The organism is Muriicola marianensis (genome assembly GCF_014638095.1).
Classification (GTDB): Bacteria; Bacteroidota; Bacteroidia; order Flavobacteriales; family Flavobacteriaceae; genus Muriicola; species Muriicola marianensis.
On the sequence record NZ_BMFH01000001.1, the window covers coordinates 1,361,415 to 1,387,969 of the forward strand.

The window sequence follows — 26,555 nt, forward strand, 5'->3', positions numbered from 1 at the left end:
GTGATTCCACCGGATTAAAGAGTGTGATTTTGGCCATAAAAAAACCCTCCGTTTCCGAAGGGTCATTCTCTTTTTGTACAGGTGGGGAGACTTCCCGAGCTTGCGCTCGGGACAGGCCTCTCGTCTCCCTGAATTAGACGAAACATCTTCAAATAAATAACCCTCCGTTTCCGAAGGGTCATTTTTAATCTGTACAGGTGGGGAGACTCGAACTCCCAAGCCTCGCGGCACTAGTTCCTGATACTAGCGTGTCTACCAATTCCACCACACCTGCAAACAGGGCAGCAAAGATACAAAAGTTGAATTATTATGTAAAAGGAATATTACCATAAAAATTACAGGTGTTAGAAACAAAGACAGCACTTTTCTACTTCAGCATTTTTAAATATCCTCAACTTGTCCCTTCCCAGAGCGACAATCATTCTTCCGCTGAGTAACCCAGGTTACCGGGGAAGTCGGATCCCAACCCTAATTTTACCTGCAATTATGCCACACCCATCCTCTCAGCACCCTGTGTCTGCTTGCATATGAAAAAGACCTTGCTTCTCGCTTTGATATTGCTATCCACCCGACCACAGGCTCAGGAGGCTGAGCGAAATGAAGAACCCAAAAGTTTGAAAGAGATCTTTACAGGTTCGGAAGTGGAAGGGCATATCCGGAATTTCTTTATGACCACCCTTAATGAGGGTGATTTGAAGGACTACTACACCAACGCGATAGGGGGAGCGCTGGCCATCAAAACAAAAGAATACAAAGGGTTTGAAATAGGCGTGAAAGGGATCTTTACCTACAAGGGATTTTCTGCAGACCTCAATGAAGCAGATGAAACAACTGGCCGGATCTCCAAATGGGAACACGAGCTTTACGACATCACCGATTTCGATAATTTCAATGACCTGGATCGCCTGGAGGAGCTTTACCTCCGATACAATTTCAAAAGGGGATATATTACCTATGGCAAACTTGCTGTTGAAGAAACCCCCTTGCTCAATGAAAGCGATGGCCGCATGAAACCCTTTGCCTTTAAAGGCATCTGGCTTCAGCACAAGACCCGTGACCACCTTATCAATCTCAGCTGGCTCGACCGACTCTCTCCACGGAGTACAGTTGAATGGTACGGGTTCAACGAGGCAATAGGGCTGGTGAACAACGGTTTCCAGCCCAATGGGGAAATTGCAGATTACAGGGGTAAGACAGAATCCAAAGGAATCGCCCTGCTGGAGTATGAGTACAACCTTCCCTACCTTAACCTGCGGGTGAATCATTGGTACATTCACCACATCAGTCATACCGGCATGGTGGAATTAAATCTACTCCGGAATAATTGGGAACTCGGAATGCAGTACGCCTATCAGTTTCCGGATGGATTCCAGGCAGACCTGCCTTATGTCAACCGTTACGTACAACCCGGGGAGAACGGGCAGGTACTAAGTGCCAGGGTAGCCTACGATCCGGAGCGGTGGCAGGTAAGTCTCGGGTTTACACGGGCCTTCGATTCGGGAAGATTCCTGTTTCCCAAAGAATTGGGACGAGACCATTTCTTTACTTCTATCCCCCGTTCACGGCTCGAGGGTTTTGGGGATGCCGAGGTCCTTACCCTTTCCGGGGAGTACCGCTTCAGAAGGGAGGGATTCTTTGCCCGGGTTGACCTCACTGAGGTTTTTGGCCCCAGGGTAGGCGATTTCGAATTCAACAAATACAATCTGGATGAATATTACCAGATGAACTTGCGATTACACTATGAATTAAAGGGATTTTTAAAAGGCCTTGCTTTTGACCTGCTTTACATTCACAACAAAAACAGGAATACATCGACACCGGACGTGATCTTTAACAGCAGCAATTTTCACCAGCTGAGTTTTGTGACCAACTACAATTTCTAAGCTCTGAGTGCGATCCTATATCCAGGGATCACCGGTTCAGATCAGCCCCGAAGCGCGCATGATCCCTATAAGTCCGACCCCAATCCAAAACACGTTTAACAGGGTATAGGCATTGTCCTTCTTTAATATGGAGGTCCAGGACAACAGGACTGCATCGGCGGTATTGAAGATCCAAACAAAAAGAAAGGGGCTGTCCTCCCCCAGCCAACTCACCAGGGAAAAACTGAAGATCCGCATCAATACGCCAAGCATCTCAATGGGCCGGATGTATTGCAAGACAAAAGTGTTGATCATATTCATAGCTCGACGTGTTTAAAACCTCTAATCACATCCGATGTCACTAACGCCCAGATGCACAGTAAAAGTAACTAATTCACAGGCTAAGCCTGTGGAATATTATCAGGCAACAAATCATCGGTAGCTTCTTTATGACATCAAGAGTAACCAAAATGGAATAAGACCTCGAAAAGCGAGTTGTATTATCCGTACCTTTCATAAACAAGATGCACTGAAATGCCACGTCCCAAGAATAAAAAGGAGTTACTCGAGCTGAGTAAAAGTACATTTGGCGAACTGAACAGATTGATCGATTCACTTCCTCCCGGAGAACGAAATAAAGAGTTTACTCCAGGCACAATGAATCGAAATGTTCGGGATGTTCTGGCCCATCTGTACCATTGGCACCTGTTGTTCTTCGACTGGTATAAGGTTGGTATGGGAGGTGGCAAGGCTGCTATGCCGGCAGATGGCTACACCTGGAAAACCACCCCTGCTCTCAACAGATGGATCTGGCAGTACTATCAGAACACGGACCTGGAAGAAGTACGGAGATTATTTAACCAATCCCATAAAAAGATCTACGGCATCATTGAAAGGCATTCGGATCCTGAACTCTTTGAGAAAAAGAGGTATCTGTGGACAGGATCGACCTCCCTTGGGTCGTATCTCGTCTCCTCTACCTCGAGTCATTACGACTGGGCCCTGAAACTCATAAAAAAAGGAATGAAATCGCAAGATTCCTTATCTTAGGAAGTGTGTCTGTTCAAGTCTGTCAAGAAGGCCCCTTAGGCACCATGGGGTCTCAGTAACTCAGAGTCCTATGAAAGACAAATTGAAGTTTTCAAGAAGAGTCATGGTCAGAAGCAGCCTCTTCGGGCTGTTGTCTGTCCCTTTTTCCAGCATGTTGTTTGCCAGCAACCCGTCAGCCGCCGGAGAGGATATCCCACCAGACGACCCCCTGTTTCACAGGTATCCATCCATTGATGATGCCATCGTAGCGGAGGTGGTAGGAGCCTCACATTTTAATTTCGACAGGGTGAAGGAATTGGTGTCCCAAAGGCCGGAACTGGCGAGGGCTACCTGGGACTGGGCCTTTGGCGACTGGGAAACAGCACTGGGGGCTGCCTCTCATGTCGGAAGAAGGGACATTGCAAATTTTTTAATGGCAAATGGTGCTAGGCCGGATATTTTTACTTTCGCCATGTTCGGAAAATATGAAGTCGTTAAGTCAATGATCGAATCCACCCCGGGGATCGAATCCATTGCCGGACCCCACGGGATCTCCCTGCTCAGCCATGCCAAAGCCGGACTGAGATCGAATTACGGAATCACTCTCACTGACCAAGAAATACAGGCATCTGAACAATTGATCGCCTATCTGGAAGAGCTGGGGACGGCCAACAGAAAGGAGAAGGACATCCCCATGAGTGCGAATGACAAGGAAAAATATCTCGGAGATTACCGCTATGGGGATGGGGAAAACGAAGGTTTCACCGTTAGACTCAACATGAGGGAAAACCTCTCTTTGGGTAAACTGGGCAAATCTGGAGGAGCCCTCTTCCAGAAAGAGCCGAACGTCTTTACCTATAATGGGATCACCTCAGTGGAGGTACATTTTGAGGTGGAGGGCGACAAGGTCATTTCACTGACCGTTTATGAACCCGATCTGATTTTGAAAGCTGCAAAAACGTGAGCCATTTCTCAATGGTATATCATTAAAATCAGTCCTTAATACTTCATTATTAGGAGCATTTAGTCTAACAGACAACTATTTATTTCAGAAGATCAGATCTTTATAAGGACGTAAGAGTACACTTACCTAAGAGTTCCAAAATAAGGATCATGACCTTTACTTGTAAAGGTTTATTTTGAATGTATGCGGAGGGCATCTCCTGGCAAAAAAATTTATTTTTAAAACCGGTCAGGCTCTTTTGTAGTGATAATAAACTTGCGTGGGTCCCCATAGGGAGTTCGGAAATGCCCAGTCGTATTTAAGGATCAACTCCGTTGCGGAAAGGTTGACCAGGAATATGTTGTCGTATACATAGATCTTTAAGCGATCAGAATCAATAAACTCGTATGTGTCGATCTCAGAGTAAAGGATACAGTCTTCGGTATTATTGTAATAACTGTTTTCAAAGACTACACCATCGCTATTGAATTGAAGAAAACTCTCACCGCAATCTTTATGATCATAGTCCTCATATCGGTAGTAGACTATATTTCCATCGTTCGCCTCATCTATTCCCAGTTTCGTGATTTGCCATTTACCAATCAGCAAATTCGCTGAAGAACTCTCCACAGGCATTTCCATGTAAGTGTTGGAACTTCCCTCCCCATCCAGAAACCCAAAATAAGGTATTGTGCCCGAACTTATTTTACCCGGATCGACCAGCATATCAGGATTCAATGGGGTTTGAGAATCAGTGGATGAGTCTTTTGAACAGGATTCCATAGCGATAAAAAACAATAACGCTACAGGCATTGCAACTTTGTTTTTCATACGTGTATTCGATTAGATTTCCTTTACTAAATGTAGTTCAAATTCCAATCCAATTTTGGATTTCTAAAGAAATATTTTATTGATTTAAATAGGTCCAAAAATTCCTTTCAGGGCTTCGATTTCCACATTGAAAATATTTTACATGTAATCATTACATCTTATCCTTTTTTACAAGATATTTATCTTGGTATCAGTAATTCAATTAATGGAACAACCCAGATTCAACGAATTAAAAGTGCTTTACCAAACAGCCTTTGGCCTCGCCATCTTCACTATTATCTATAACATAGCCGAAGGCCTGATCTCCACCTACCTGGGCTTTGAGGACGAGAGCCTGGCACTCTTTGGATTTGGGACCGACAGTTTCATCGAAGTGATCTCAGGCCTCGGGATTGCCCATATGGTCGTCCGGATCAGAAAAAACCCTGACAGCAGTCGGGACCCATTTGAAAGGACCGCACTGAAGATCACAGGAGTTGCCTTTTACCTTTTAACAGCAGGTCTGGTAGTCACCTCTATCTTCAATATCTGGACGGGACATAATCCCATTACAACCTTTTGGGGCGTGGTGATCTCCCTGATCTCCATCCTGGTGATGTGGATTTTGGTGGCCTGGAAAAGGAAGGTTGGAAACCGGCTGGATTCAGCTCCCATCCTGGCGGATGCCAACTGTACCATGGTTTGTATCTACATGTCCGTCATCCTGCTGATCAGCAGTGGGATCTATGAACTTTTCGAAATAGGGTATGTTGACAGCATTGGTACCCTTGGTCTCGCCTATTTTTCTTTTAAGGAAGGAAGGGAATGTTTTGAGAAAGCGCATTCAGACATCCACTGCAGTTGTGACTAAAACCACTGCCCCCCTTTAATTACTGTTAGGCCCAATCCTCTGATAGCCTGGTTCCCTGAAGGCTATTTCTACTTCCCCCGTGCACATAAATCTGTTAACAAAACTTTAACACTTCAAACTGAACCTCCCTACTATCACTGCGTAGGTAAGGTGAAACTTTTTCAAACTAAAAACATATTCAACATGAAAAAAACAAGAAAATTACTAGTGGGGCTTGGGGTATTGGCTGTTGCCGGCCTGGTACTGATAGCTGCCGACCACATTGACGCCCCTTCCTCGGCGGGCACCTCGGCTGATATAGCCGACTTCTTTGCCTTTGAACCTTCGGAGGGTTCAGACAACACCGTGTTTGTCGTAGACGTTCAATCAAACGTCCTTCCGGATCTCGCATATGGCACCTTTGACGAGGACGTACTAACCGAGATCAATGTCGATCTCGATGGAGACCTTGTCGAGGATGTGGTCATACAGGCCATCCCCAGAAATGGCAGGATGTACTTCTTCGGACCTGCTGCACCCAGCCAAACAGGCTTAACCGGAACAGTCCTGGTCGATGCTCCCCTGGGAGATGTAGAGATCTCTGGTACAACTGCTATTGTCGAGACAACATCTGAAGGAGTTTCCCTCTTTGCAGGACCCCGTCAGGATCCTTTCTTTTTCGACTTTTTTCAATTCAATGCGGTCATCAATCCGGATGTGAATTCGGCCCCCAGAGGTTTTTCAACCCCGGAAGAAGCAGAAGATACCTTTGACGGCGCCAATACGATGTCTATCGTAGTGGAGATACCCAATAGTCTTCTGGGCAGTCCGACAGCAACCAATGCCTTAGGACTTACGGTTTATAAAACATGGGTAACCACTAACAGAAAACAATAATCAAACTGAAAAAGAAAGTAAAGATGAAAACAAGTAAAATAGTATTAAATGTAATATCAGTTGTTACCCTGGCCTTTCTGGTCTCATGTAGCAACGATGATGCCGATATTGTGATGGAGCCAATGGCCACATGCAGTGACGGGATCATGAATGGAGACGAAACAGGAACGGATTGCGGCGGTTCCTGCAACCCCTGCGACACCATGTCCATGGACCCCGACTTCAGTGGCACATATGCCCAGGTTGATTTTATGGGCCGTCCCGGGATCAATACCGTTCTCAGCTTTGATATGGATGGCGAGCCCAGTGTAAAAGATGTTCACAACAATTCCATCCCATCGGAGATGACAGCGACTTTCCAGGCAGGTTTTCAGGCGAGGCTGGAGCAATATCACGATGTCTATGCGATGAAATTGGGCCTGGACCCGGCTGATGTGAACTATGAGCCCAATATCCTCGGACTTGATGCGGCCACCCTTACAACCGTTCTGGCAACTGATGTGCTGGAAGTGGCTCCGGATCTCCCAACTACGTATTTTGATCCGGGAACCGACGCTGACAATGACGGAAGGATCCTTGTTCCAGACGGGGATGAAGTGGCCCTGACCGGAAGAAGACTTACCGATGATATTATCGATGTTTCCCTGATCCTTCTCTTTGGAGGAGCAGAGGGAGACCGGTTCAGCGGACAGGACCTGGACAATGATGGAATGGCAGATCTGCCACGCCTCACTTCTGATGGTGTAAGCCTAACCGCTGACATCTCGGCCCAGTTCCCCTACGTGGGCAATCCTGAATAAAAAGGAGCTATGAAATGAAATAGGAGAGGGTTATCCCTCTCCTACTTCTAAAATCTCATTAATCCACTAATCCACAACCATGAAACCTTATATCTTACTCATTATTCTTCTGGCGGTGATCTCATGCCAGACAGAGACTGAATTTTCCAGTAAATCTTCAGACTACGAGAAGTTCTTGTCATCGGAAAGTCCAAAGGTTACTTCCAAATATTTTGAGCTTTGGAACTCGAAAATTAAAGCCGACAGTCTTCAACTCCTTAGCCTGGGGAACGTAGCCAGTGAATACGCGCGATTCTTTTCAGAAAACGGAAATATCAATTACCTGAAGAAGGCCGAAAAAGCACTGACAAAGGCCGTGGAGATCGCAGCGGTCAACCGATCGGGATACATGAGAGCCTTGTCCAGAAACTACATCTCTCAGCACCGTTTTAAAGAGGCCCTGACTCTTGCAGAATCTGCCAGAGATCTGGGAAGCGGGATCAGAGAATCACAGAGTCTGCTCTTCGATATTCACATGGAATTGGGAAACTACCGGTTGGCAGAAAGATACCTGGACAGCATCAGGAACATCTCGGACTTCGGATACCTGATCCGTGCGGCTAAATGGAATGACCATAAAGGCGATCTCGATACCACCATCATGCTGATGGAAAAGGCCATGCAAAAGGCAGAATCTGCAAACAACAGAACCTTGAAGATATGGTCCTACTCCAACATTGCAGATTACTATGGGCACGCAGGTCGAATAGCCGACTCCTACCGGTATTATCTGAAAACCCTGGAATTGGATCCCGGCAACGCCTATGCAAAAAAAGGCATTGCATGGATCGTTTTTTCTCATGAAAAAAACGGGATGGAAGCGCTGAGGATCCTCAATGCCATAGAACGTACTTACGCCTCACCGGATCACTATCTGCTGAAATATGAGATTGCTCAATACTCAGGATTGGAAGAAGAGGCTGCACTGTACCTGGACCAGTACTACAACCTCGTACAGAACAAGGCTTACGGAAGTATGTATACCAGCCATCAGGTTCAATTCTATATCGATGAGACCACAAACTATCAAAAGGCACTAGAGCTTGCCATGCAAGAGGTAAACAACAGGGCTACTCCTGAAACGTACAGCCTCCTGGCCTACGCCTACTTCAATAAAGGAGAGCTGCAAAAGGCCATGGAGATCGTCCGAGAGCACGTGGATGGTAAAACGTATGAACCGGCAGTTCAATTGCGTCTCTATGAGATGTACAGGACCATTGGCGAGAAGGATCGATCTGTTGAACTGGAAAAGGCGATTGTGGAAGCCCGGTATGAACTGGGTCCCTCAGCGATAACCAAAATAGAATCCCTCGCGAGGCTATAAGCAGACTACTCCAACTCCAGTCTATTTTATAAAACCTTTCATCATGAGAACCATTCTCATCACCTTTTGTCTTTCACTGCTTGCGACAAATGTCGCCGGGCAACAGATATCAGGTACACTGGTCAGTAGCGAGAATACTCCTCTGGAAGGAGCTTATGTGTTAAATCAGAATTCGAACACTCACGCACACACCAATGAGAATGGTTACTTTACTATAAGGGATACACGGGCAGGAGACACTCTGAAATTAGGAGCTTTGGGATACCAAAAACTCGTGTTGCCCTTGAGTGAGGAGCAGATCTCGGAGGGTCTCACCGTTGTCCTGGAAGAGGCTGCACTTCAATTGAGCGAGGTGGTCATCCAACCCGAGATCAATGCTCTGTCAGTCCTGGCTGAGGTCGACCTGAAGGTACAACCCGTGAGTTCCTCCCAGGAAATTCTGCAAAAGGTGCCCGGTCTGTTTATAGGTCAGCATGCCGGAGGCGGCAAGGCAGAACAACTTTTCTTGAGGGGTTTCGATATAGATCACGGAACCGATATTGCCCTCAGTGTAGACAACATGCCGGTGAACATGGTTTCCCATGCGCATGGTCAGGGGTATTCCGATCTTCACTTCGTCATCCCGGAAACACTGGAAAACATAGATTTCGACAAAGGTCCGTACCATGCAGACAAAGGCAATTTTGCCACTGCGGGCTATGTGGATTTCAGGACCAGGGATCGACTTACCAAGAATTCGTTGCAGGTAGAATACGGGGACTTTGGATGGAACAGGAACCTGGGTCTGTTCAACATTTTAGATGAGGGACAACAGAGCGCTTATGTTGCTACTGAATTTCTTCAGTTTGACGGTCCATTCGAGAGCAGCCAGGATTTCTCCAGGATCAATTTATTTGGTAAATACACCCTTTCTTCAGACCGGGATTCCCGTTTCTCGGCTACTATCTCTTACTTCACCAGCAGCTGGGACGCTTCGGGGCAGATCCCTCAAAGAGCTGTTGATCGAGGGCTCATCAGCAGGTTCGGCGCCATAGACGATACAGAAGGGGGTACTACCTCGAGAGCCAACCTCAACCTGGAATATGTCAAGGCAGCCGAAGATGGAAGTATTTTCAAGGCTAATGCTTTTTGGAGCCGATACGACTTCGAACTTTATTCGAATTTCACCTTCTTCCTCGAAGATCCGGAAAATGGCGATCAGATCGCTCAGCGGGAGTCACGGGACGTATTTGGCTTGAATTCGTCCTGGAATAAGGACTTCAATCTTGGCAATACTGATATTGAATTGAGAATAGGTTCAGGCTTCAGGAAAGACCTCATCCAAAACAATGAGCTTTCCAGAACCGCTAACCGGAGGGAGATCCTCGAACGTTTGCAATTGGGGGATGTGAAGGAATCGAACCTGTATGGTTATGCAGATGCACGAGTAAGGTGGCAACGTTTTACACTGCTCTCGGGACTTCGCCTCGATCACTTCGAATTCGGCTATGTAGATGCATTGAGCAATGTGTATGAGAACCAGCGCGAGGTCAAAACTATTGTTTCTCCCAAATTGAGTTTACTCTATAACCCTAGTAATAACTGGCAGCTGTTTTTAAAATCGGGTATCGGATTCCATTCCAATGATTCACGGGTCGTACTTCGGGAAAATACGGATGAAATACTGCCAAAAGCATATGGTATAGACGCCGGGACGATTTTTCGCTCGGGATCCCAATGGGTGTTCAATGCAGCCCTCTGGTATCTCTATCTGGAACAGGAATTTGTCTATGTTGGGGATGCCGGAATCGTAGAACCCAGCGGGCGTTCTGAACGCCGGGGAATAGATCTCGGGCTGAGGTATCAGATCAGCGACTGGTTGTATTTTAATTCGGACCTTACCTATTCAGACGCCCGAAGCCTGGATGATGAAGATGGAAATGATCACATTCCCCTGGCACCAAAAATTACTCTTGCAGGAGGATTATCTGCCAGCGGTCTTCGCAAATGGTCAGGAGGCATCAGATATCGCTTTCTCAGTGACCGGCCTGCTAATGAAGATAATTCCATCGTAGCAGAAGGGTATTTGGTCTTCGATGCCAATTTAAATTACGAACTTCTACCTGATCTCACTCTGGGGATCTCCGTTCAAAACCTGTTCAACACTGATTGGAATGAGACCCAATTCGCAACTACTTCGCGCCTGCGGGAAGAAGCCCAGCCTGTTGAAGAGATCCATTTTACGCCCGGGGCTCCTTTCTATTTACAGGGAAGGATCCGATACACCTTCTAGGAAATCGGTACGAAAATCTCTTATTCTTTATAGGACTGTGACTAGGAGGATACCTTCCCGAGGACATAGAGTTGTTCCAAAGTCGGGAATTCACTACCTCCTTCAGGCTCCAGAGTGATCCCAAAGGCCTGGGAGTCATTTGGATTGCTCAGAGCAAAAATTCCGTTGTCATCATTGGCAAAATCTTCCAGGAGTCCCACGCTGGTAGGGCTAAGTGGATCCAGTTTTAGCGACCACACCTGGTAGGTCATGCCTTCCGGTGGTTCAGGCAGCCCTTTGGCATCGATAAACAATTGGGATTCTTCCTTATTCCAATACGCCTTTGCGTAAGATTCCGGCGAGACTGTTTGCCCCCCGAGGGCCACGACTACCACATTTTTATCCCGAATGGTGTTGAGGAGTCTTTCTGAGTTTTCCAGAGAGTTTTCTGCTTCCGCAATCTGCTCTTCCATCATGAGGATCTCAGTTTCAGCCCCTTTTACTCGATCACTTAGTTCGCGGTTTTGAAAGTACAGATAAGTGGTCCCGATAGCCAGGAGGAAGGAGGCTGCCCATCCCAGATACTCCCTTCTTAAAATTCGGGAACCGCCTATGGACCTGACATTGTTGTCATCCCCTTCAGACAAGGATTGGGATATCTTGTCGAAAGAAGGTTTGAATCCCGGTGCCGCTTCCCTGCTCAAAGCGAGGATGGCCTTTTCGATCTCGATGATCTCGGCCTTTATCTCCGGATATTCTTGAGCATACCTGGCAACTTCCAGATTTTGCTCTTCTGAAAGTTGTCCTGCAACGTAGAGTTCCAGAATACCAGATTCTATGTAAGCCTTAACGTCTATCATGATGCCGACATATTTTTCCTCAATTGGGAAATACAGTTTCGATTCCTTGTTTTAACTGTACCCACGGGAATTTGGAGAACTTCAGAGGCGTCTTGTTGGGTATATCCCCGGAAATACAACATTTCAATAAGCTCTATGCATTTCTTTTTGAGCTTACCGAGCATTTTTTTCAATCGGGTGCTATCGAAATCCCTTTTATCATCCTCCTCCGGACGTTCCAAGATACCTACGAAGAAATCTGTTGAAAGGTTCAGTTTTTCCCGTTTATGCGATTTTGAGCGCAGTTCGTCTATGGCCGCATTCCTGGCGATATTCAGGATCCACGTGAAAAACCTCCCCTTGGAAGGATCATACCGGTCTGCATTGTCCCAAACCTTGATAAAAACATCATGACAGATCTCCTCAGCCCTGGCCTCATTCCTGACAATGGTATTGATCACCCCGCAAATGTTGACCGCATACATCTCGTAAAGCTTTCCAAAGGCCTTTTTGTCCTTTTTTTGGAATTGTGAGATCAGTTCTTCAAGTCGCATTCACAGATTTTGTTTAAAATTAGGTGTTGGGATTTATTCAGACAAAAGGAGAAACCTCTGCAAGGTAGTTAAATTACCCGTTCGTAATGGATAATTTGACAGGAAAGAGTACAAAAAAACCCCTGAAAATTCAGAGGTTTTACTTTGTACAGGCGGAGAGACTCGAACTCTCACACCTTTCGGCACTAGATCCTAAGTCTAGCGTGTCTACCAATTCCACCACGCCTGCATCAATAAATAAAAAAAGGCACTAGTCTTCTTAAGTCTAGCTGGCTACCTCCCGATAGCTATCGGGACCACCAAGCCTGCATTTCCCGTTTGATCGGGCCTGCAAATATAACCCAATTTTTCAACTTTAAAATCCCCGGACTTCAAATTTAATACCCGCGGTTTTCGTAATTTTAGCCCCAATCAACGAACACACCATGCAAGGACCTAAAGCCTATATCGAACAGAACAAAGACCGATTCCTCAATGAACTTATGGATCTGCTTAAGATCCCTTCCATCAGCGCCGACTCTGCCTTTAGCCACGATGTACTCCACATGGCCGAGACCGTGGAAGAGGCCCTGAAAGCCGCCGGGTGTACCCATACAGAGATCTGTGAAACCGATGGATATCCCATCGTATACGGAGAAAGGACCATAGATCCATCCCTACCCACCGTACTCGTCTACGGACATTATGACGTACAACCCCCGGATCCGCTCAACCTGTGGACGTCCCCTCCCTTTGAACCCGTTGTCAAAAAAACAAACCTCCATCCCAATGGGGCCATTTATGCCAGGGGCGCCTCTGACGATAAGGGTCAAATGTACATGCACGTAAAAGCACTTGAATATATGGTGCAGAATGACAAACTGCCCTGTAATGTTAAATTCATGATCGAGGGGGAAGAAGAAGTGGGCAGCAACAGCCTTGTCACCTTTGTAAAAGAAAATCAGGAGAGGCTGGCCAACGACATCATCCTCATCTCAGATACCGGGATGATCGCCAAGGATGTACCTTCGATCACAACCGGACTCCGGGGATTGAGTTACGTAGAAGTGGAGGTCACCGGACCCAACCGCGACCTGCATTCGGGCCTTTACGGTGGCGCCGTGGCCAATCCCATCAACATCCTCGCCAAGATGATCGCCTCCCTTCACGACGAGAACAACCACATCACCATACCGGGATTCTACGACAAGGTGCAGGAGCTTTCCAAAGAAGAAAGGGAAGCAATGGCCAAGGCGCCATTCGATCTAAAAGCGTACCAGGATGAGATTGGGATCGAGGCTGTATACGGAGAAAAGGGATATACTACCAACGAGCGAAATTCCATCAGACCCACACTCGATGTGAATGGGATCTGGGGCGGATATACGGGGGAAGGCGCCAAGACCGTGATCCCGAGCAAGGCCTACGCCAAGATCTCCATGAGGCTGGTCCCCAACCAGGACTGGCACGAGATCACCGAACTCTTTTCAAACCACTTCAAAAGTATAGCGCCTAAAGGGGTGACCGTAAAAGTGACCCCGCACCATGGCGGACAGGGGTATGTCACCCCAATCGATTTTGTGGGATACAGGGCAGCCGAAAAGGCGTACGAAAAGACCTTTGGCAAAACACCCATCCCTCAACGAGGTGGAGGAAGTATTCCTATTGTAGCCCTCTTTGAAAAGGAACTGCAAAGCAAGACTATCCTGATGGGCTTTGGCCTGGACAGTGATTCCATCCACTCCCCCAATGAACATTTTGGCGTGGAGAACTATTTAAAGGGGATAGAGACGATACCGTATTTCTACCAGTATTTTACGGAAATGTCTAAATAAGGAAGCTTTAACACATTTACTTCCCTTTTTATGTAACAATTTTACCGGGGTTGCGTTCTAATAGTCTATCAATCACTTGAGAACACTATTATGATACAACGCTTTTTTATCCTCTGCTCAGGGGCAGACGCCTCTATTCTCGAAACTTGTTCCCCCGGAGAACGCAACAAATACGCCGGTATTGGTGCGACCGTTTTCTTTACAGCGGTCATGGCGTTTCTCGCTGCGGGTTATGCGCTTTACACCGTTTTTGACAACGTCTACACCGCCCTGGGCTTCGGGCTTATCTGGGGTCTTCTCATTTTCAACCTCGACCGTTTCATCGTGTCCACTATCAAGAAGCGAAACAGTTTTAGAAGTGAGTTCCTCCAGGCCACCCCGCGGATCCTGCTGGCGGTCATCATCGCCGTGGTGATCTCCAAACCCCTGGAGATGAAAATATTTGAGAAGGAGATCGACCGTGTACTGCTCGAACAAAAAAACGAGTTTACCCTGGCCAACAAGAACCAGATCGCTCAGCAATATACCCCGGTGGTGGAGGATCTGGAACAGGACATCGCTAACTTGAAGGCAGAAGTGGCCACCAAGGAAGCTGAGACCAATGCCCTGTACGATATCTATATCTCCGAGGCAGAAGGTACCGCCGGCACCATGCTGCTCGGAAAAGGTCCGGTCTACAAAGAGAAGAGGGAAAAGCACGATGCAGCCCTCCTGGAACTGAGGGAACTCAAAGCAGACAATGCCGAACGCATCGCCGCTATCGAATCCCAGATCCAGCAACTCAACACCGATTACGAAACCGCGGTAACAGACTCCCAACCCATCATCGACGGGTTCGATGGCCTGATGGCCCGGATCAGCGCCTTAGGTGAACTCCCCTGGTTCCCCTCCTTTTTTATCTTCCTCCTCTTCCTCGCCATAGAGACCGCGCCTATTGTCGTCAAATTACTGGCTCCTAAAGGACCCTATGATTTTAAACTGGAAGAAGAAGAGAGTACCGTAGAGGCCTGGGTGACCCAAAAAGTGGAACAGCGGCAACACATTATGGCTACGGATGCTGCCTTGAATGAAAAGATATACGGGGAGATACGGGAAGAGGAAAGAGTGTACGCCCACAAGAAACAAAAGGCCGAAGAACTCCTCAGGCTACAGGCCGATGCCTTCCACGAATTGCAGGTGAAGAGTCTATAGCTCAGAGCGCGTCCAGGGCAGCCTTAAGTTTTTTTGTGAATCCGGCCACCACCAGGTCATAGCTGAGATCAGTGAGTTCCCTGATCAGAGTTGCAGGTAGCTGCTCCAGATAAATTGTATTCCAGTGGGTCTTGCTCATGTGATAAGCGGGCATGACCACCCCGTCGTATTCCTCCCTGAGTTGTACTGCCCTTTCGGGTTCACATTTCAGGTTGGCCTGGGAAGGTATCCGCTCAAGGGGGACCAGGGCAAACATCTTGCCCATCACCTTGAAGACCAGGGTGACCTCATCAAAGGGAAATTCTTCAGTGACCCCTTTTTTAGCAAGGCAATATTGCCTGAACTCTTCCACATTCATCTAATGCAGTTTTCTTTATTCTGAGGGCAGTCCCAGGGCATCATAGATGACGATCTTATCCCAAAGGTGGTTAGACTCCTCTATAAAGTCGAGGTGTGCCTTTTCTGTTTGATATCGATCCTGATCTTCCGCGGAGGCAAAGGTGACAATGAGGTTGTAGGTATAAGAGTCGTCCACGATCTCCCGGGTGGCCTTGGGCGGTGTTCCCAGGAATTTGGTCTTGGCGTAAAGGGAATGCTCCATAAACCGATCCATGGATGCCTCAAAGGCTGCCCTGTCTTCCGCACTATCCGGATTCTTCAACCAGATGTAGACCGAATGCACAAAGGCAGGATCGAAATCAGAAGCGGCCTTCTCTTCCCTGCAGGAAAAGGAAGCCGTTAGTAAGACTACAATGAGGATGATCTTTTTCATATGGTGAGGTAATTAAATAGTTCCGCTTTCCAGGGACTGCCGTTCGCTTTCCCGAAGTTCCAGGGCGGAATAGTCGAGTTTCCAGCCGATGGTCTCTACCAGTTTGCTCATCAGCAGCACTGCTTCCAGGGCCTCCCTCCGGGCGGTATCCATGAGTCCGCTTTTCGGTATCTTTTCCCTTATGTGCTGTATGGCTTCCTGGTTCAGGGCCGTAAGGTCGTTGGGTTTAAAGGCGTTGAACAGGCCGTTCTGTATATCGTAGAATTCGAGGTTAGGCTCTATGGAGAGGACCTGAGGTTGCGGGAAATTTGCCAGGATGATCTTCTTGTTCGCGGCATCTGCCCGGAGTTCGATCTGTTGCAGGTCGTAGCCGATATGGGCCTTGGCATTAATCACGATCAGGGCTTTTTTGGTACTGCTCACCAGGCTCAGGAACCGTTCCCTCCTGTTTTCGTATTTGTAGATCTCGGCAAAATCCCCTTCCACGGAGATCAGTTTGCAGACGCTTTTGATGCGTTCCAGCAGGACGGTAGACTGCCTTTCGGTGGTCTCCCTATTCTGTCTTTTCCTGAAAAAGGAATACACCCAATACATGGTAATTGCCCCCAGTATCAGGCCTAATACCGCTTCTATAAAGCCATCCATAATGCCGACTATTCTGTGTTGTCCTTAAAGGTAAGGAAAGGTGCAGACATAGGACTTCCTTACCGAATTTTATAGAGTACGGGCCGACTTGGGCTGGCATCGTTCTCGATAGGGGCGAATTGTATCTCCAGCAAATACTCCCCGTCTTCGATCATGTGGGGTACGTAGATAAATTCGGTGATAGTAGATCCTGGCCGCATTTTGGCATTGAGCCCCCAGAAGGCCTTGTGGGCGAGTAATTTACCCTCATCCTTTTCCCTGTCTACCGAAGGCAGGTCTACCAGGAGGTGCTCAACCCCTCTCTCCACCAGGAGTTCCATTGCCTCTTCCGTGAAATAGGGCGGATTGGTATGGGAGTACTGTCTGTTCAACTTTCCCCGGGTATTGGGAAGTGTCCTGATCACGAGTGCCTCGTACCGGTCCTCTTTAAGGGTTCTCTCCAATTGTTTTCGGGATATGATGTGATCATCCCCCTTTTTTTCCGGAGCAAGGGTGATCAGCCAGGCGTGGAAAAAGAAGTGTTTCAGGGTCTGGTTTACAGACTGATTCTCCGGGGTGATATGGCCCAGGCATTCCGTATGCGTTACATGGGCGTGGGGGTTAAAGGAGATGTCATTGAAATTCGTGCTGGCCCCTTCCCGAATGCTGCCCGTAAAATCCCCTTCCCGGTGAGGTTCGATCCTCGGTGGATCCACATACCAGGCATTCACGTTCTCCGGGCCGCTGCGCAAGGGGATAGAGATGTCCATGGGTTGGTTCAGGTCTGCCTCTACGCTACGCTCCCCGATCTTAAAGGAAATGATCATCTCTGATTATGTATCAGGGTTTATTTTTTCTTTTCTAAAGGTAGCATAAATAAATCGGCCGCCAGTCCGTCACTCAGGAACTTCCCTTTTTGGGAGACCCTCAGGACATCCCCATCGAGATAAAGATACCGGTCTGCAATATGCCTTTCAGCCTGCTCCAGGAGGTACTGCCGGAAGTGGTCTCCAAACTCATTTTCAACCCTATGAAGAGAGACCCCCCACATCGTCCTGAGGCCGGTCATCACGTATTCATTATACCGGTCTCTCTGACTCAAACTTTCTACCTCTAAAGGCAGCTCGCCGGTTTGTATACTTTTGATATAAAGGGAATTGTTTGAAATATTCCAGGCGCGTTCCCGTCCGTTGAAGGAGTGGGCTGAAGGTCCGATCCCCAGGTAGGTTTTCCCCTGCCAGTATGCTGTATTGTTCCGGGAGAAATACCCGGGCTTCCCGAAGTTCGACAATTCATAATGTACGAACCCTTTTACCTCTAGTCTGCGAACCAGATGTTGGAACTGGGCTTCGGCCTGTTCATCATCGACCCCGGGGACAACCCCTTTCTCGATAAATTTCTTAAGGGCTGTGCCCGGTTCTACCGTCAGGGCGTAACTCGAAATGTGAGGCACCTCATAGCTGAGGGCAATAGAGATGTTCTCCTCCCATCTCTTGTCATCAGAGATGGGGATACCGTAGATCAGGTCGATGCTGATATTGTCGAATTTTTCTCTGGCATTGTGAAGGGCAATCCTGGCCTGCTCTGCATTATGAGCCCGGTTCATGAACTTGAGGTCCTCTTCAAAAAAGGACTGAATCCCAATGCTCAATCGGTTGACTTTTGATGCCGCGAGTCCCTGAATTTTTCCCTCTGTCAGGTCGTCGGGATTGGCTTCCAGGGTTATCTCCGGGTTTGACCCTACTGCATAGTGTTGCAATACGGTTTCTATGAGTCGGTCCGTCTCATCTATGTCCAAAACCGAAGGGGTTCCGCCTCCGAAGTAGATCGTTTCCACAACCTGGTCCTTTAGCTCATCCCTTCGCATCACTAATTCCTTTTCGAGAGCCTGCAACATCTCTTCCTTCTTCTTCAGACTCGTGGAGAAGTGGAAGTCGCAGTAATGACAGGCCTGTTTGCAGAAGGGGATATGGATGTAGATACCTGCCATCAGCCTTGTCTTGACAAAACGATGAGATAGGACAGACCAAAGGATGTCATCCCATAGGTTATAAAGGCGAGGAGAAAGACAAAGATGGATTTCAGACCCACCCAAAATGCCGGTCGCTGGAGAAAAGTAACCATCGCGAAGATAAAGTACAGCCACATGATGGTGATACCCAATGGCTGCAAATAATCTCCCACATACTGGACCATAAACATATTGCCGGTCACGAGTATCGTATAGATCCCCAGCAGGTAGAAGGAAACTGCGATATATTCCGCGAGGGAATACCTCTTAAAGAAAAACAACTTCATAAATAAGGCCAGCGTCATCACGAAGACAAACAGAAAATTGTTGATGTTGATCAGCATAAAATTCCTGGCCTCAGTCAGGAGGCTGGCAGTCACCTGATCTCCTTCTACCACCACCGTGCTGTCCCTGAACGGATCGAAACCTATAAGGGATCTTATCACGATATATAGAAAAGTCATCAGCAGAAAGAAGGCCACCGGCCGGTAGTACCTTCTACGCTTGCCATCCAGATAATTTCTAAGGAGGTTCCCCGGCCTTAGGATCATGTCCCGGACAGTACGGAACAAGGGTGCATTTACCGAGAAAAAGGCGTCGGCCAGATCTTCCAGGGTCTCCCGGAATGTTACCTTGTGCACACTCAGGCGCTGCCCGCACTGCGTGCAATACCATCCTTCGGAGACCGTACCGCAATTTTTACAGGATCTTGCTTCCTCTGCCATTACTAATCGATTCTGTCTCCGTTCTGTTTCACAAAAGCGGCCCACCCTGTATAGGACTTACCCTGGCTTATCTTCCCCTGGTTGTAGAAATGGCAGACAGCAGCCGCAAGGCCGTCCGTGCTATCTAGATTTTTAGGAAGTGTCTTCAGTTTGAGTAACTGCTGCAGCATCTTAGCCACTTGTTCCTTGCTGGCGTTTCCATTTCCTGTGATGGACATCTTGATCTTCTTGGGGAAGTACTCCGTGATGGGGATCTGCCTGCTGAGGCCGGCAGCCATAGCCACCCCCTGGGCCCGACCTAATTTCAACATGGATTGTACATTCTTGCCGTAAAAAGGAGCTTCAATGGCTATCTCATCCGGGTGATAGGTCTCTATAAGGGAGATCGTCCGGTCGTAGATCATCTTGAGCTTGGTGAATGGGTCATCGTATTTTTTTAGGATGAGTTCATTCATCTGAATAAAGGTCATTTGCGATCCCACCACCCTGATGATCCCGAATCCCATGATCGTGGTCCCCGGGTCTATTCCCATGATGATCTTCTCCTTCTTCACCCGTTTCTGTTTGTGGTTATTTCCATAGGCAACCTGAATCTACTTCTCACCGGAATCCCTCTTTTTAAGGCCGGTTCAGGCCTTGGCATGCTCCTCAGGCTTTTTATGATGACCTCCCGGAACTGGGGGATCTGTCCCTGCAGCACACTGTCATTCTGCATCTCGACTACCTGTAATTCACCCGTGGTCTCCACCATAAAGTCGATATAAACCGTACTCTGAAGATCAGAATCAGAAGTGAACCTGAAATCCTGCAGGCTCATCGACAGGTTTTCCATGAGGTTCCTTTCAAAGCACAGTCGCTGGTCGGTCTTTGATGCGGTTTCATCACATGCCTCGAACAGGGGATACTGATCCACATCATTCCAGTCGATCCCCCTCAATTCATCCTCAACCAGCTTTTGGGTCCTGGTTTCAGTATTGGTCAGCCAGTCACAAGAAAGCAGGAGGAAAAAACTGCAGCATAATATGAGGGTCCTCATAGAAGTCTGTATTCAGGAGTGAAAATTACGCTTTTTTAGTCAAACCGAATTCACAGCCCCGGTGTAACAAATCTGCATTACCTTAGTCTTATCGGAAAAACAGGGATATGGACATCTTCTTGCTGCTCTTGGGATTTATCCTCATGCTCACAGGTATTCTGGGTAGTTTTTTGCCAGTTCTGCCGGGTACGCCGGTGAGCTGGGTGGGCCTGCTGCTGCTCTATCTGACAAGTGCAGTGCCAAACGATTGGTGGTTCCTCGGGATCACTTTGGTAGTGGCCCTGGTCGTCTTTGCCATGGACTATATCATCCCGGCTGTAGGGACCCGGAAATTCGGGGGTACCAGATCGGGGATGATCGGCACCACCCTGGGACTCGTGGTTGCGATCATTTTTCCCGTACTCGGGATATTCGGTATTGTCTTTTGGCCCTTTCTGGGTGCTTTCCTGGGAGAATTGCTCAATAAGGCCGACCAGAAATCAGCTCTGAAAGCCGCCTTCGGATCCTTTATTGGATTCCTGACCGGGACCTTCCTGAAATTTGTAGTCACCGTCATCTTTTTTGGTCTTTTTATCGCAAAAGCCTGGGAATTCAGGACTGAGCTCTTTCCCTGGTTCAATTGATCCGTTTTTTTTACCCTAGTTAAGCCAGACCGTTTTGTCCTCAATGGGTGTTCTGACCCCGGGTTCAGGATCTTCCTCATAATACCCCATATAGAAAAATCCCAGACATCGTTCTCCTTTTGCGAGGGGAAAGAACTCGTCCATAAATTGGATGAGGGAAGGCGAACTCCAGTAGGCCCCGATCTTCATGGCCGTACAACAAAGCCACATGTTCTGAACGGCCATGGCCGTTGCTGCGATCTCCTCCCATTCAGGGACGCTCTCAGCAGGGTCTCGCTGCATGCAAATAGCGATCATAGCAGCCGCTTGTTGAGTCTTCTCGATCATTTTCCTGGCCTTGAGTTCCTTGGGTTTGGGGTCTGTTTCCCTGTACTTTTGTGAGAGAAAGTACCCCAGGCTTTCCTTGGAAGCACCCGTAAGCACTTTAAAGCGCCAGGGTTCGGTCTTTCTGTGGGTGGGCGCCCAGTTGGCCGCCTCGAGTATTTTTTCCAGGTCTTTCCGATCTATGGTTTTGTCGTTGTACTGGGCCGGGAATACTGCCCGGCGGTCTTTGATAAGGTCAAATATCATAGCGATTTTTCAGGTCTTCATTTAGTGATGGCCCTTCTTAGAGGGCACAATGCATTTTCTGGCTCATCTCAAACTTAATGAATACATTTAGGGTATTCAAATAATCAGCCGAGGTGGAAAAAAATTCAGTGTTTTATTACGGGGAAGACCGACTGACAGCAGGGTTGGCTCTCTCTCTAGCCAGGCGTGAAAGGAAGGGCGAAATCAGGGAGGAGACTTGGAAAAGGATAGGGGAAAGCCATGAGGTCGTCCAGCAGATCGTAGATGCAGGAGAACCTGTATACGGAATCAATACGGGGTTTGGACCCCTCTGTACTACAAGTATATCCAGAGAAGAAACACGGATCCTGCAGAAAAACATCCTGCAAAGCCACAGTGTAGGTGTTGGAGACCCCGTAGACCCTGAGATCGCCGGGCTTATGCTGGTGCTCAAGATCCATTCCCTGGCCAAAGGATATTCAGGGATCTCTGAAGCAACTTTGAAGAGGTTACTCTGGCACCTCGAGAACGATGCCATCCCTGTGGTACCCTCCAAAGGATCCGTCGGGGCATCGGGAGACCTCGCTCCCCTGTCACACCTCTTCCTCCCTTTGCTCGGTCTCGGTAAAGTACAGTACAAAGGAGAAGTGATCACCGGAGAAAGGCTGCTGGAAAGAACAGGAATGAAACCGGTAGAACTGGGGCCAAAAGAAGGCCTGGCCCTGATCAATGGCACTCAGTTCATCGCCTCTCATGCCGTTAAAGTACTTGACGGATTCCACAATTGCCTGACCCACGCAGACATCATAGGGGCCATGATGATAGAAGGGTTGCAGGGCTCCATCAAACCATTCTACAGGGAGCTGCACGACCTGAGGCCTTTCAAAGGCACTCAGCATGTGGCCAAACGCATCAAATCCCTCCTTGAAGGATCAGAGATCATGGAGGACCATATCGATTGTGAGCGGGTACAAGACCCTTATTCATTGCGCTGTATTCCCCAGGTGCACGGAGCCTCCCGAAATGCATGGCTTCACCTCAAAGAACTGCTCGAAGTAGAACTGAATTCGGTAACCGACAATCCCATTATTATAGACAGGGATCTGACCATCAGTGGGGGAAATTTTCACGGACAGCCCCTGGCCATGGCCCTGGATTATGCTTGCCTGGCGGCCGCGGAACTGGGCAACATATCAGACAGGAGGGTGTATCTGGCCCTGGAAGGCAACAGTCCGGGTATACCCAAACTCCTGATGAAAGAGACCGGAATCAATTCGGGTTATATGATCCTCCAATACACCTCAGCGGCACTGGCCAGTGAAAATAAAACACTTTGTTTCCCCGCGAGTGCAGACAGCATTCCCACCTCCCTGGGGCAGGAAGACCATGTGAGTATGGGCTCCATTTCAGGAAGAAAGGCACTGCAGGTCATAGAGAACGTTGAGAAGATCCTGGCTATAGAATTGCTGACTGCAGCCCAGGCTTTCGAATTCAGGAAACCTCTGAGGTCGGGGGCTATCCTCGAAAAGGTCCACATGGAAGTGCGGAAACGGGTCTCTTTCGCCTCTCATGACCGTGTCTTTGCAGACGACATAGAGGCAGGGATTCAGTTGATCCGGGAACGCTCAGCCATTGAGGCCGTAAAAGCAATCAGCAATAAGAAGGGGTATTCACTGAAAACGCCTTTTTCTAAAGAATTTGAAGTATACTGACCTATGGCTGCGTATTCCTATTTTGGTCCGATCACCGAACTCGTTTCAATGGATGCCCTCCCGCTCAAAGGGGCCATACCGGAGGATCACCTGCGCATTTTAAAACAACAGGGTATCCTGACCCGTGATGGGATGATACAAGAGATCGGAGGGCACGAAAAACTACTTCCCCTTGCAAAGGAGAACGGAGCAGAGGTCACGATTTTTGATACACCGGTAGTAGCCCTTCCGGGGCTCATCGACTGCCATACCCATATCTGTTTCAGCGGCTCACGGGCCAGGGACTATGCCCTCAGGAATGCCGGCAGTACCTACCTGGAGATCGCCAAAGCCGGGGGAGGGATCTGGGACACGGTGACCAGGACCAGGCTAGCCTCAGAGCAAGAACTCATAGAAGGTATAGCTGCACGAGCCGGGAAGCACATCACTCAGGGCGTGACCACAATCGAGGTCAAAAGCGGATATGGCCTCACCGTTGAAGAGGAACTCAAAATGCTCAGGGCTATCAGGAAGGCAGATCATTTGGTTTCTGCAGACCTGATCAGCACCTGCCTTGCGGCTCATATGCTGCCGAGGGATTACCCAGGTTCATCCAGAGAATATCTGGAGATGCTGGGGAATGAACTCCTTCCCCGGATCACTAAAGAAGGCCTCTCCAAAAGAGTAGATGCCTTTGTTGAAGAGGGCGCTTTTTCTCCTGCTGACATCCTTCCCTATTTTGAAAAAGCAAGGGATCTGGGTTTTGAGATTACCGTCCACGCCGACCAGTTTACGACCGGAGGAAGCCAGGTGGCCATCGACTGCGGGGCACTCAGTGCGGATCACCTGGAGGCCAGCACGCCAAAGGAGGTTTCTGCCCTGGCTCAAAGCGACGTAATCGCCGTGGCCCTTCCGGGTGCAAGCCTAGGCCTGGGTTGCGATTTCACCCCGGCCCGTGCTCTCCTGGATGCCGGTGCCGGCCTGGCCATAGCCAGTGACCATAATCCCGGTTCTGCCCCAATGGGTCAGCTCCTGACCCAGGCAGCCATACTCGGGGCTAAGGAAAAACTGACCACCCCTGAGGTCATCGCAGGGATCACTTGCAGGGCTGCCGCAGCCCTTAACATTTCAGACAGGGGCATCCTCAGAAAAGGGATGCTTGCAGATCTCGTCCTGTTTCCTACCCATGACCATCGAGAGATACTCTATCACCAGGGGAGTCTCCAGCCCGCTTACACCGTTAAAAAGGGAAAAATCATCCATTCCAAACCAGAAGCATGAGAACTACCACAGATAGATCGTTCAGAGAGCAACTGCTCGAGGGAATACCGGCCAGCCTTCCTCCCAGGCCCAAAGGCAGGAGTGCTCTGAGCCATGCTCCCGCTCGAAAACAGATCCTTTCCAGGGAGGAAAAACGCCTGGCAGTGCGGAATGCACTTCGCTATTTCCCAAAAGCCTGGCATGAAGAACTGGCACCTGAATTTGCAAAGGAATTAGAAGAGTACGGAAGGATCTACATGTACCGGTTCAAGCCCGCTTACGCCATGTACGCCAGACCTATTGCAGATTATCCTGCCAAGACACCGGAAGCCGCCGCCATCATGCTGATGATCCAGAACAACCTGGACCCCGCAGTGGCCCAGCATCCGGATGAACTCATCACTTATGGGGGAAACGGAGCCGTATTCCAGAACTGGGCCCAGTACTTACTTACCATGCAATACCTGGCGACCATGACAGATACCCAGACCCTGCATATGTATTCAGGCCATCCCATGGGCCTATTCCCTTCCTCCAAAGATGCTCCCAGGGTTGTGGTCACCAATGGGATGATGATCCCGAATTATTCCAAACCAGACGACTGGGAACGCTACAACGCCCTGGGTGTTACCCAGTACGGACAGATGACCGCTGGATCTTACATGTATATCGGCCCTCAGGGTATCGTTCACGGAACGACGATCACGGTGATGAATGCTTTCAGAAAGGTTCTCAAAACCGGGGAAAGCCCCAGGGGCAAACTCTTCCTTACCTCCGGTTTAGGAGGTATGAGCGGGGCCCAACCCAAGGCCGGGAACATTGCCGGATGTATTACCATTTGCGCCGAAGTAAATCCTGCGGCAGCCAGGAAAAGGCATGAGCAGGGATGGGTGGACGAGCTTCACGATTCCCTCGATGAGCTTGCCCTGCGAACACACCGTGCCATGGAAACTGAAGAAGTGGTTTCCCTGGCCTATGTGGGCAATGTGGTGGATGTATGGGATCGCTTCCTGGAAGATAACATCTACATCAGCCTGGGATCAGACCAGACCTCCCTCCACAATCCCTGGGCCGGGGGATACTATCCCGCCGGTTTGAGTTTTGAGGATGCCAATGTACTGATGGTGGAAAATCCCGAAGCCTTTAAGATCAAGGTGCAGGAATCACTGAGAAAACAGGTCGACCTGATCAACGCCCATACCGCAAGGGGCACCTATTTCTTTGATTACGGCAATGCCTTTCTGCTGGAAGCGGGTAAGGCAGGTGCAGATGTGATGGCAAATAATAAGATCGATTTCAGGTACCCTTCCTATGTTCAGGATATCCTCGGGCCTTTGTGTTTCGACTACGGCTTTGGTCCATTCCGATGGGTCTGTACCTCCGGTGATCCCGAAGATCTGAAGAAGACAGACCGGATCGCCCTGGAAGTCATGAAGGGGATTCAGGATAAAGCCCCTGAGGAGATCAGGCAGCAGATGCAGGACAATATCCTGTGGATAGAGCAGGCTGAAGAGAACAGACTTGTAGTGGGGTCCCAGGCCAGGATCCTCTATGCCGATGCCGAAGGGAGGACAGCCATTGCGCTGGCCTTCAACGAGGCGATCAAAAAAGGAGATCTGAAAGCACCCGTGGTCCTTGGGAGGGACCACCACGACGTAAGCGGAACGGATTCCCCTTTCAGGGAGACCAGCAATATCTACGACGGCAGTAAATTCACGGCAGACATGGCCATCCACAACGTGATAGGCGACAGTTTCCGGGGTGCCACCTGGGTATCTATCCACAATGGGGGAGGTGTTGGCTGGGGAGAAGTGATCAACGGGGGCTTTGGAATGGTCCTCGACGGGAGTGAAAGTGCCGACCGGAGGATCCGCAGCATGTTGTTTTACGATGTAAACAACGGAATTGCCCGCAGAAGCTGGGCCCGGAATCCCGAAGCTCTGTTTGCAATCCGGCGGGAAATGGCAAGGACTCCGGAGCTGAAGATCACCCTGCCATCCCTGGTAGATGATGGGATCATAGATAAGGCCATTGAAAAATAATCTTTCGAGAGAAACCTAG

27 protein-coding genes and 2 tRNA genes are annotated in these 26,555 nt (G+C 48.7%); 14 read left to right on the forward strand and 15 right to left on the reverse strand.

Translation table 11 applies throughout. The features are described from left to right. Nucleotides 1-192: 192 nt before the first annotated feature. Nucleotides 193-274, reverse strand: a tRNA-Leu gene (locus tag IEV19_RS06195). A 253-nt stretch (nt 275-527) separates the two neighbouring features. Between IEV19_RS06195 and IEV19_RS06200 the strand changes: the two genes are divergently transcribed. Further along, nucleotides 528-1,883, forward strand: a complete 1,356-nt coding sequence (locus IEV19_RS06200) for a hypothetical protein (protein ID WP_188369796.1) — start codon at nt 528-530, stop codon at nt 1,881-1,883. A 36-nt stretch (nt 1,884-1,919) separates the two neighbouring features. Here the strand turns inward: IEV19_RS06200 and IEV19_RS06205 are convergent, their stop codons facing one another. After that, a complete protein-coding gene (locus IEV19_RS06205; protein ID WP_229732499.1) occupies nt 1,920-2,183 on the reverse strand; it encodes a CBU_0592 family membrane protein in 264 nt (87 codons plus the stop codon). Nucleotides 2,184-2,396: 213 nt separating this feature from the next. Here IEV19_RS06205 and IEV19_RS06210 point away from each other — a divergent pair, with 213 nt between their 5' ends. Together IEV19_RS06210 and IEV19_RS13840 are read left to right on the forward strand one after the other, a co-directional pair. Next, nucleotides 2,397-2,912, forward strand: coding sequence for a ClbS/DfsB family four-helix bundle protein (locus tag IEV19_RS06210; protein WP_188369797.1), 516 nt, complete (start codon nt 2,397-2,399; stop codon nt 2,910-2,912). A 70-nt stretch (nt 2,913-2,982) separates the two neighbouring features. Continuing rightward, nucleotides 2,983-3,855, forward strand: coding sequence for a hypothetical protein (locus IEV19_RS13840; protein WP_229732500.1), 873 nt, complete (start codon nt 2,983-2,985; stop codon nt 3,853-3,855). Nucleotides 3,856-4,083: 228 nt separating this feature from the next. Here the strand turns inward: IEV19_RS13840 and IEV19_RS06220 are convergent, their stop codons facing one another. Beyond that, the gene (locus IEV19_RS06220) at nt 4,084-4,665 is read right to left on the reverse strand and encodes a lipocalin family protein (RefSeq protein WP_188369798.1); all 582 of its coding nucleotides are present in this window, start codon (nt 4,663-4,665) and stop codon (nt 4,084-4,086) included. A gap of 205 nt (nt 4,666-4,870) precedes the next feature. Between IEV19_RS06220 and IEV19_RS06225 the strand changes: the two genes are divergently transcribed. The 5 genes from IEV19_RS06225 to IEV19_RS06245 all read left to right on the forward strand — a co-directional run bounded on the left by IEV19_RS06225 (nt 4,871) and on the right by IEV19_RS06245 (nt 10,826). Further along, nucleotides 4,871-5,515, forward strand: a complete 645-nt coding sequence (locus tag IEV19_RS06225; protein WP_188369799.1) for a cation efflux transmembrane domain-containing protein — start codon at nt 4,871-4,873, stop codon at nt 5,513-5,515. A gap of 183 nt (nt 5,516-5,698) precedes the next feature. Further along, nucleotides 5,699-6,391, forward strand: coding sequence for a DUF4331 family protein (locus tag IEV19_RS06230; RefSeq protein WP_188369800.1), 693 nt, complete (start codon nt 5,699-5,701; stop codon nt 6,389-6,391). A 23-nt stretch (nt 6,392-6,414) separates the two neighbouring features. Then, entirely contained in the window at nt 6,415-7,191 is a 777-nt protein-coding gene (locus IEV19_RS06235) for a DUF4331 family protein (RefSeq protein ID WP_188369801.1), read from the forward strand. Nucleotides 7,192-7,270: 79 nt separating this feature from the next. Continuing rightward, nucleotides 7,271-8,554, forward strand: coding sequence for a tetratricopeptide repeat protein (locus IEV19_RS06240; RefSeq protein WP_188369802.1), 1,284 nt, complete (start codon nt 7,271-7,273; stop codon nt 8,552-8,554). Between the two features lie 43 nt (nt 8,555-8,597). After that, complete coding sequence (locus tag IEV19_RS06245; RefSeq protein ID WP_188369803.1) at nt 8,598-10,826, forward strand: TonB-dependent receptor; 2,229 nt, start codon at nt 8,598-8,600, stop codon at nt 10,824-10,826. Between the two features lie 41 nt (nt 10,827-10,867). Here IEV19_RS06245 and IEV19_RS06250 read toward each other — a convergent pair whose 3' ends face one another. From IEV19_RS06250 to IEV19_RS06260, 3 genes are all read right to left on the reverse strand, one after another. Then, a complete protein-coding gene (locus tag IEV19_RS06250) occupies nt 10,868-11,662 on the reverse strand; it encodes an anti-sigma factor (protein WP_188370744.1) in 795 nt (264 codons plus the stop codon). Next, nucleotides 11,662-12,198, reverse strand: a complete 537-nt coding sequence (locus IEV19_RS06255) for an RNA polymerase sigma factor (RefSeq protein ID WP_188369804.1) — start codon at nt 12,196-12,198, stop codon at nt 11,662-11,664. The genes IEV19_RS06250 and IEV19_RS06255 overlap by 1 nt, the downstream gene beginning before the upstream one ends. Before the next feature lie 147 nt (nt 12,199-12,345). Next, nucleotides 12,346-12,427: transfer RNA gene (locus tag IEV19_RS06260), tRNA-Leu, on the reverse strand. Nucleotides 12,428-12,623: 196 nt separating this feature from the next. Here IEV19_RS06260 and IEV19_RS06265 point away from each other — a divergent pair. Together IEV19_RS06265 and IEV19_RS06270 are read left to right on the forward strand one after the other, a co-directional pair. After that, nucleotides 12,624-14,012 (forward strand): dipeptidase, encoded by a 1,389-nt coding sequence (locus IEV19_RS06265; RefSeq protein WP_188369805.1) that lies wholly within the window; start codon nt 12,624-12,626, stop codon nt 14,010-14,012. A 90-nt stretch (nt 14,013-14,102) separates the two neighbouring features. After that, nucleotides 14,103-15,203, forward strand: coding sequence for a DUF4407 domain-containing protein (locus IEV19_RS06270; protein WP_188369806.1), 1,101 nt, complete (start codon nt 14,103-14,105; stop codon nt 15,201-15,203). 1 nt (nt 15,204) lies between these two features. Here the strand turns inward: IEV19_RS06270 and IEV19_RS06275 are convergent, their stop codons facing one another. The 8 genes from IEV19_RS06275 to IEV19_RS06310 are packed head-to-tail and all read right to left on the reverse strand — an operon-like array spanning nt 15,205 to nt 20,371. Beyond that, nucleotides 15,205-15,561, reverse strand: a complete 357-nt coding sequence (locus tag IEV19_RS06275; RefSeq protein WP_188369807.1) for an MmcQ/YjbR family DNA-binding protein — start codon at nt 15,559-15,561, stop codon at nt 15,205-15,207. Nucleotides 15,562-15,576: 15 nt separating this feature from the next. Further along, the gene (locus IEV19_RS06280) at nt 15,577-15,975 is read right to left on the reverse strand and encodes a Dabb family protein (RefSeq protein WP_188369808.1); all 399 of its coding nucleotides are present in this window, start codon (nt 15,973-15,975) and stop codon (nt 15,577-15,579) included. A gap of 12 nt (nt 15,976-15,987) precedes the next feature. After that, on the reverse strand, nt 15,988-16,620 hold the full coding sequence (locus tag IEV19_RS06285; RefSeq protein WP_188369809.1) for a DUF4230 domain-containing protein: 633 nt from the start codon (nt 16,618-16,620) through the stop codon (nt 15,988-15,990). A gap of 59 nt (nt 16,621-16,679) precedes the next feature. Continuing rightward, the gene (locus IEV19_RS06290) at nt 16,680-17,426 is read right to left on the reverse strand and encodes a cyclase family protein (RefSeq protein ID WP_188369810.1); all 747 of its coding nucleotides are present in this window, start codon (nt 17,424-17,426) and stop codon (nt 16,680-16,682) included. Nucleotides 17,427-17,446: 20 nt separating this feature from the next. Continuing rightward, on the reverse strand, nt 17,447-18,589 hold the full coding sequence (gene hemW / locus IEV19_RS06295) for a radical SAM family heme chaperone HemW (protein ID WP_188369811.1): 1,143 nt from the start codon (nt 18,587-18,589) through the stop codon (nt 17,447-17,449). Then, a complete protein-coding gene (locus IEV19_RS06300; RefSeq protein WP_188369812.1) occupies nt 18,589-19,335 on the reverse strand; it encodes a DUF3667 domain-containing protein in 747 nt (248 codons plus the stop codon). The genes hemW and IEV19_RS06300 overlap by 1 nt, the downstream gene beginning before the upstream one ends. Nucleotides 19,336-19,337: 2 nt before the next feature. Beyond that, nucleotides 19,338-19,889: a crossover junction endodeoxyribonuclease RuvC gene (ruvC, locus tag IEV19_RS06305; RefSeq protein ID WP_188369813.1), complete on the reverse strand. Its 552-nt coding sequence runs from the start codon at nt 19,887-19,889 to the stop codon at nt 19,338-19,340. Further along, nucleotides 19,886-20,371: a hypothetical protein gene (locus IEV19_RS06310; RefSeq protein WP_188369814.1), complete on the reverse strand. Its 486-nt coding sequence runs from the start codon at nt 20,369-20,371 to the stop codon at nt 19,886-19,888. Before IEV19_RS06310 ends, ruvC begins: the two co-directional genes overlap by 4 nt. 107 nt (nt 20,372-20,478) lie before the next feature. Between IEV19_RS06310 and IEV19_RS06315 the strand changes: the two genes are divergently transcribed. Further along, the gene (locus tag IEV19_RS06315; RefSeq protein WP_188369815.1) at nt 20,479-20,994 is read left to right on the forward strand and encodes a DUF456 domain-containing protein; all 516 of its coding nucleotides are present in this window, start codon (nt 20,479-20,481) and stop codon (nt 20,992-20,994) included. 15 nt (nt 20,995-21,009) lie between these two features. Here the strand turns inward: IEV19_RS06315 and IEV19_RS06320 are convergent, their stop codons facing one another. Continuing rightward, entirely contained in the window at nt 21,010-21,564 is a 555-nt protein-coding gene (locus tag IEV19_RS06320; protein WP_188369816.1) for a nitroreductase family protein, read from the reverse strand. A 113-nt stretch (nt 21,565-21,677) separates the two neighbouring features. Here IEV19_RS06320 and hutH point away from each other — a divergent pair, with 113 nt between their 5' ends. Genes hutH through hutU form a run of 3 tightly spaced genes read left to right on the forward strand, consistent with a single transcriptional unit; the run spans nt 21,678 to nt 26,536 of the window. Continuing rightward, nucleotides 21,678-23,255 (forward strand): histidine ammonia-lyase, encoded by a 1,578-nt coding sequence (gene hutH / locus IEV19_RS06325; RefSeq protein ID WP_188369817.1) that lies wholly within the window; start codon nt 21,678-21,680, stop codon nt 23,253-23,255. 3 nt (nt 23,256-23,258) lie between these two features. Continuing rightward, nucleotides 23,259-24,515 (forward strand): imidazolonepropionase, encoded by a 1,257-nt coding sequence (hutI, locus tag IEV19_RS06330; RefSeq protein ID WP_188369818.1) that lies wholly within the window; start codon nt 23,259-23,261, stop codon nt 24,513-24,515. Beyond that, nucleotides 24,512-26,536, forward strand: a complete 2,025-nt coding sequence (gene hutU / locus IEV19_RS06335) for a urocanate hydratase (protein ID WP_188369819.1) — start codon at nt 24,512-24,514, stop codon at nt 26,534-26,536. Before hutI ends, hutU begins: the two co-directional genes overlap by 4 nt. The last annotated feature ends 19 nt before the right edge of the window (nt 26,537-26,555 follow it).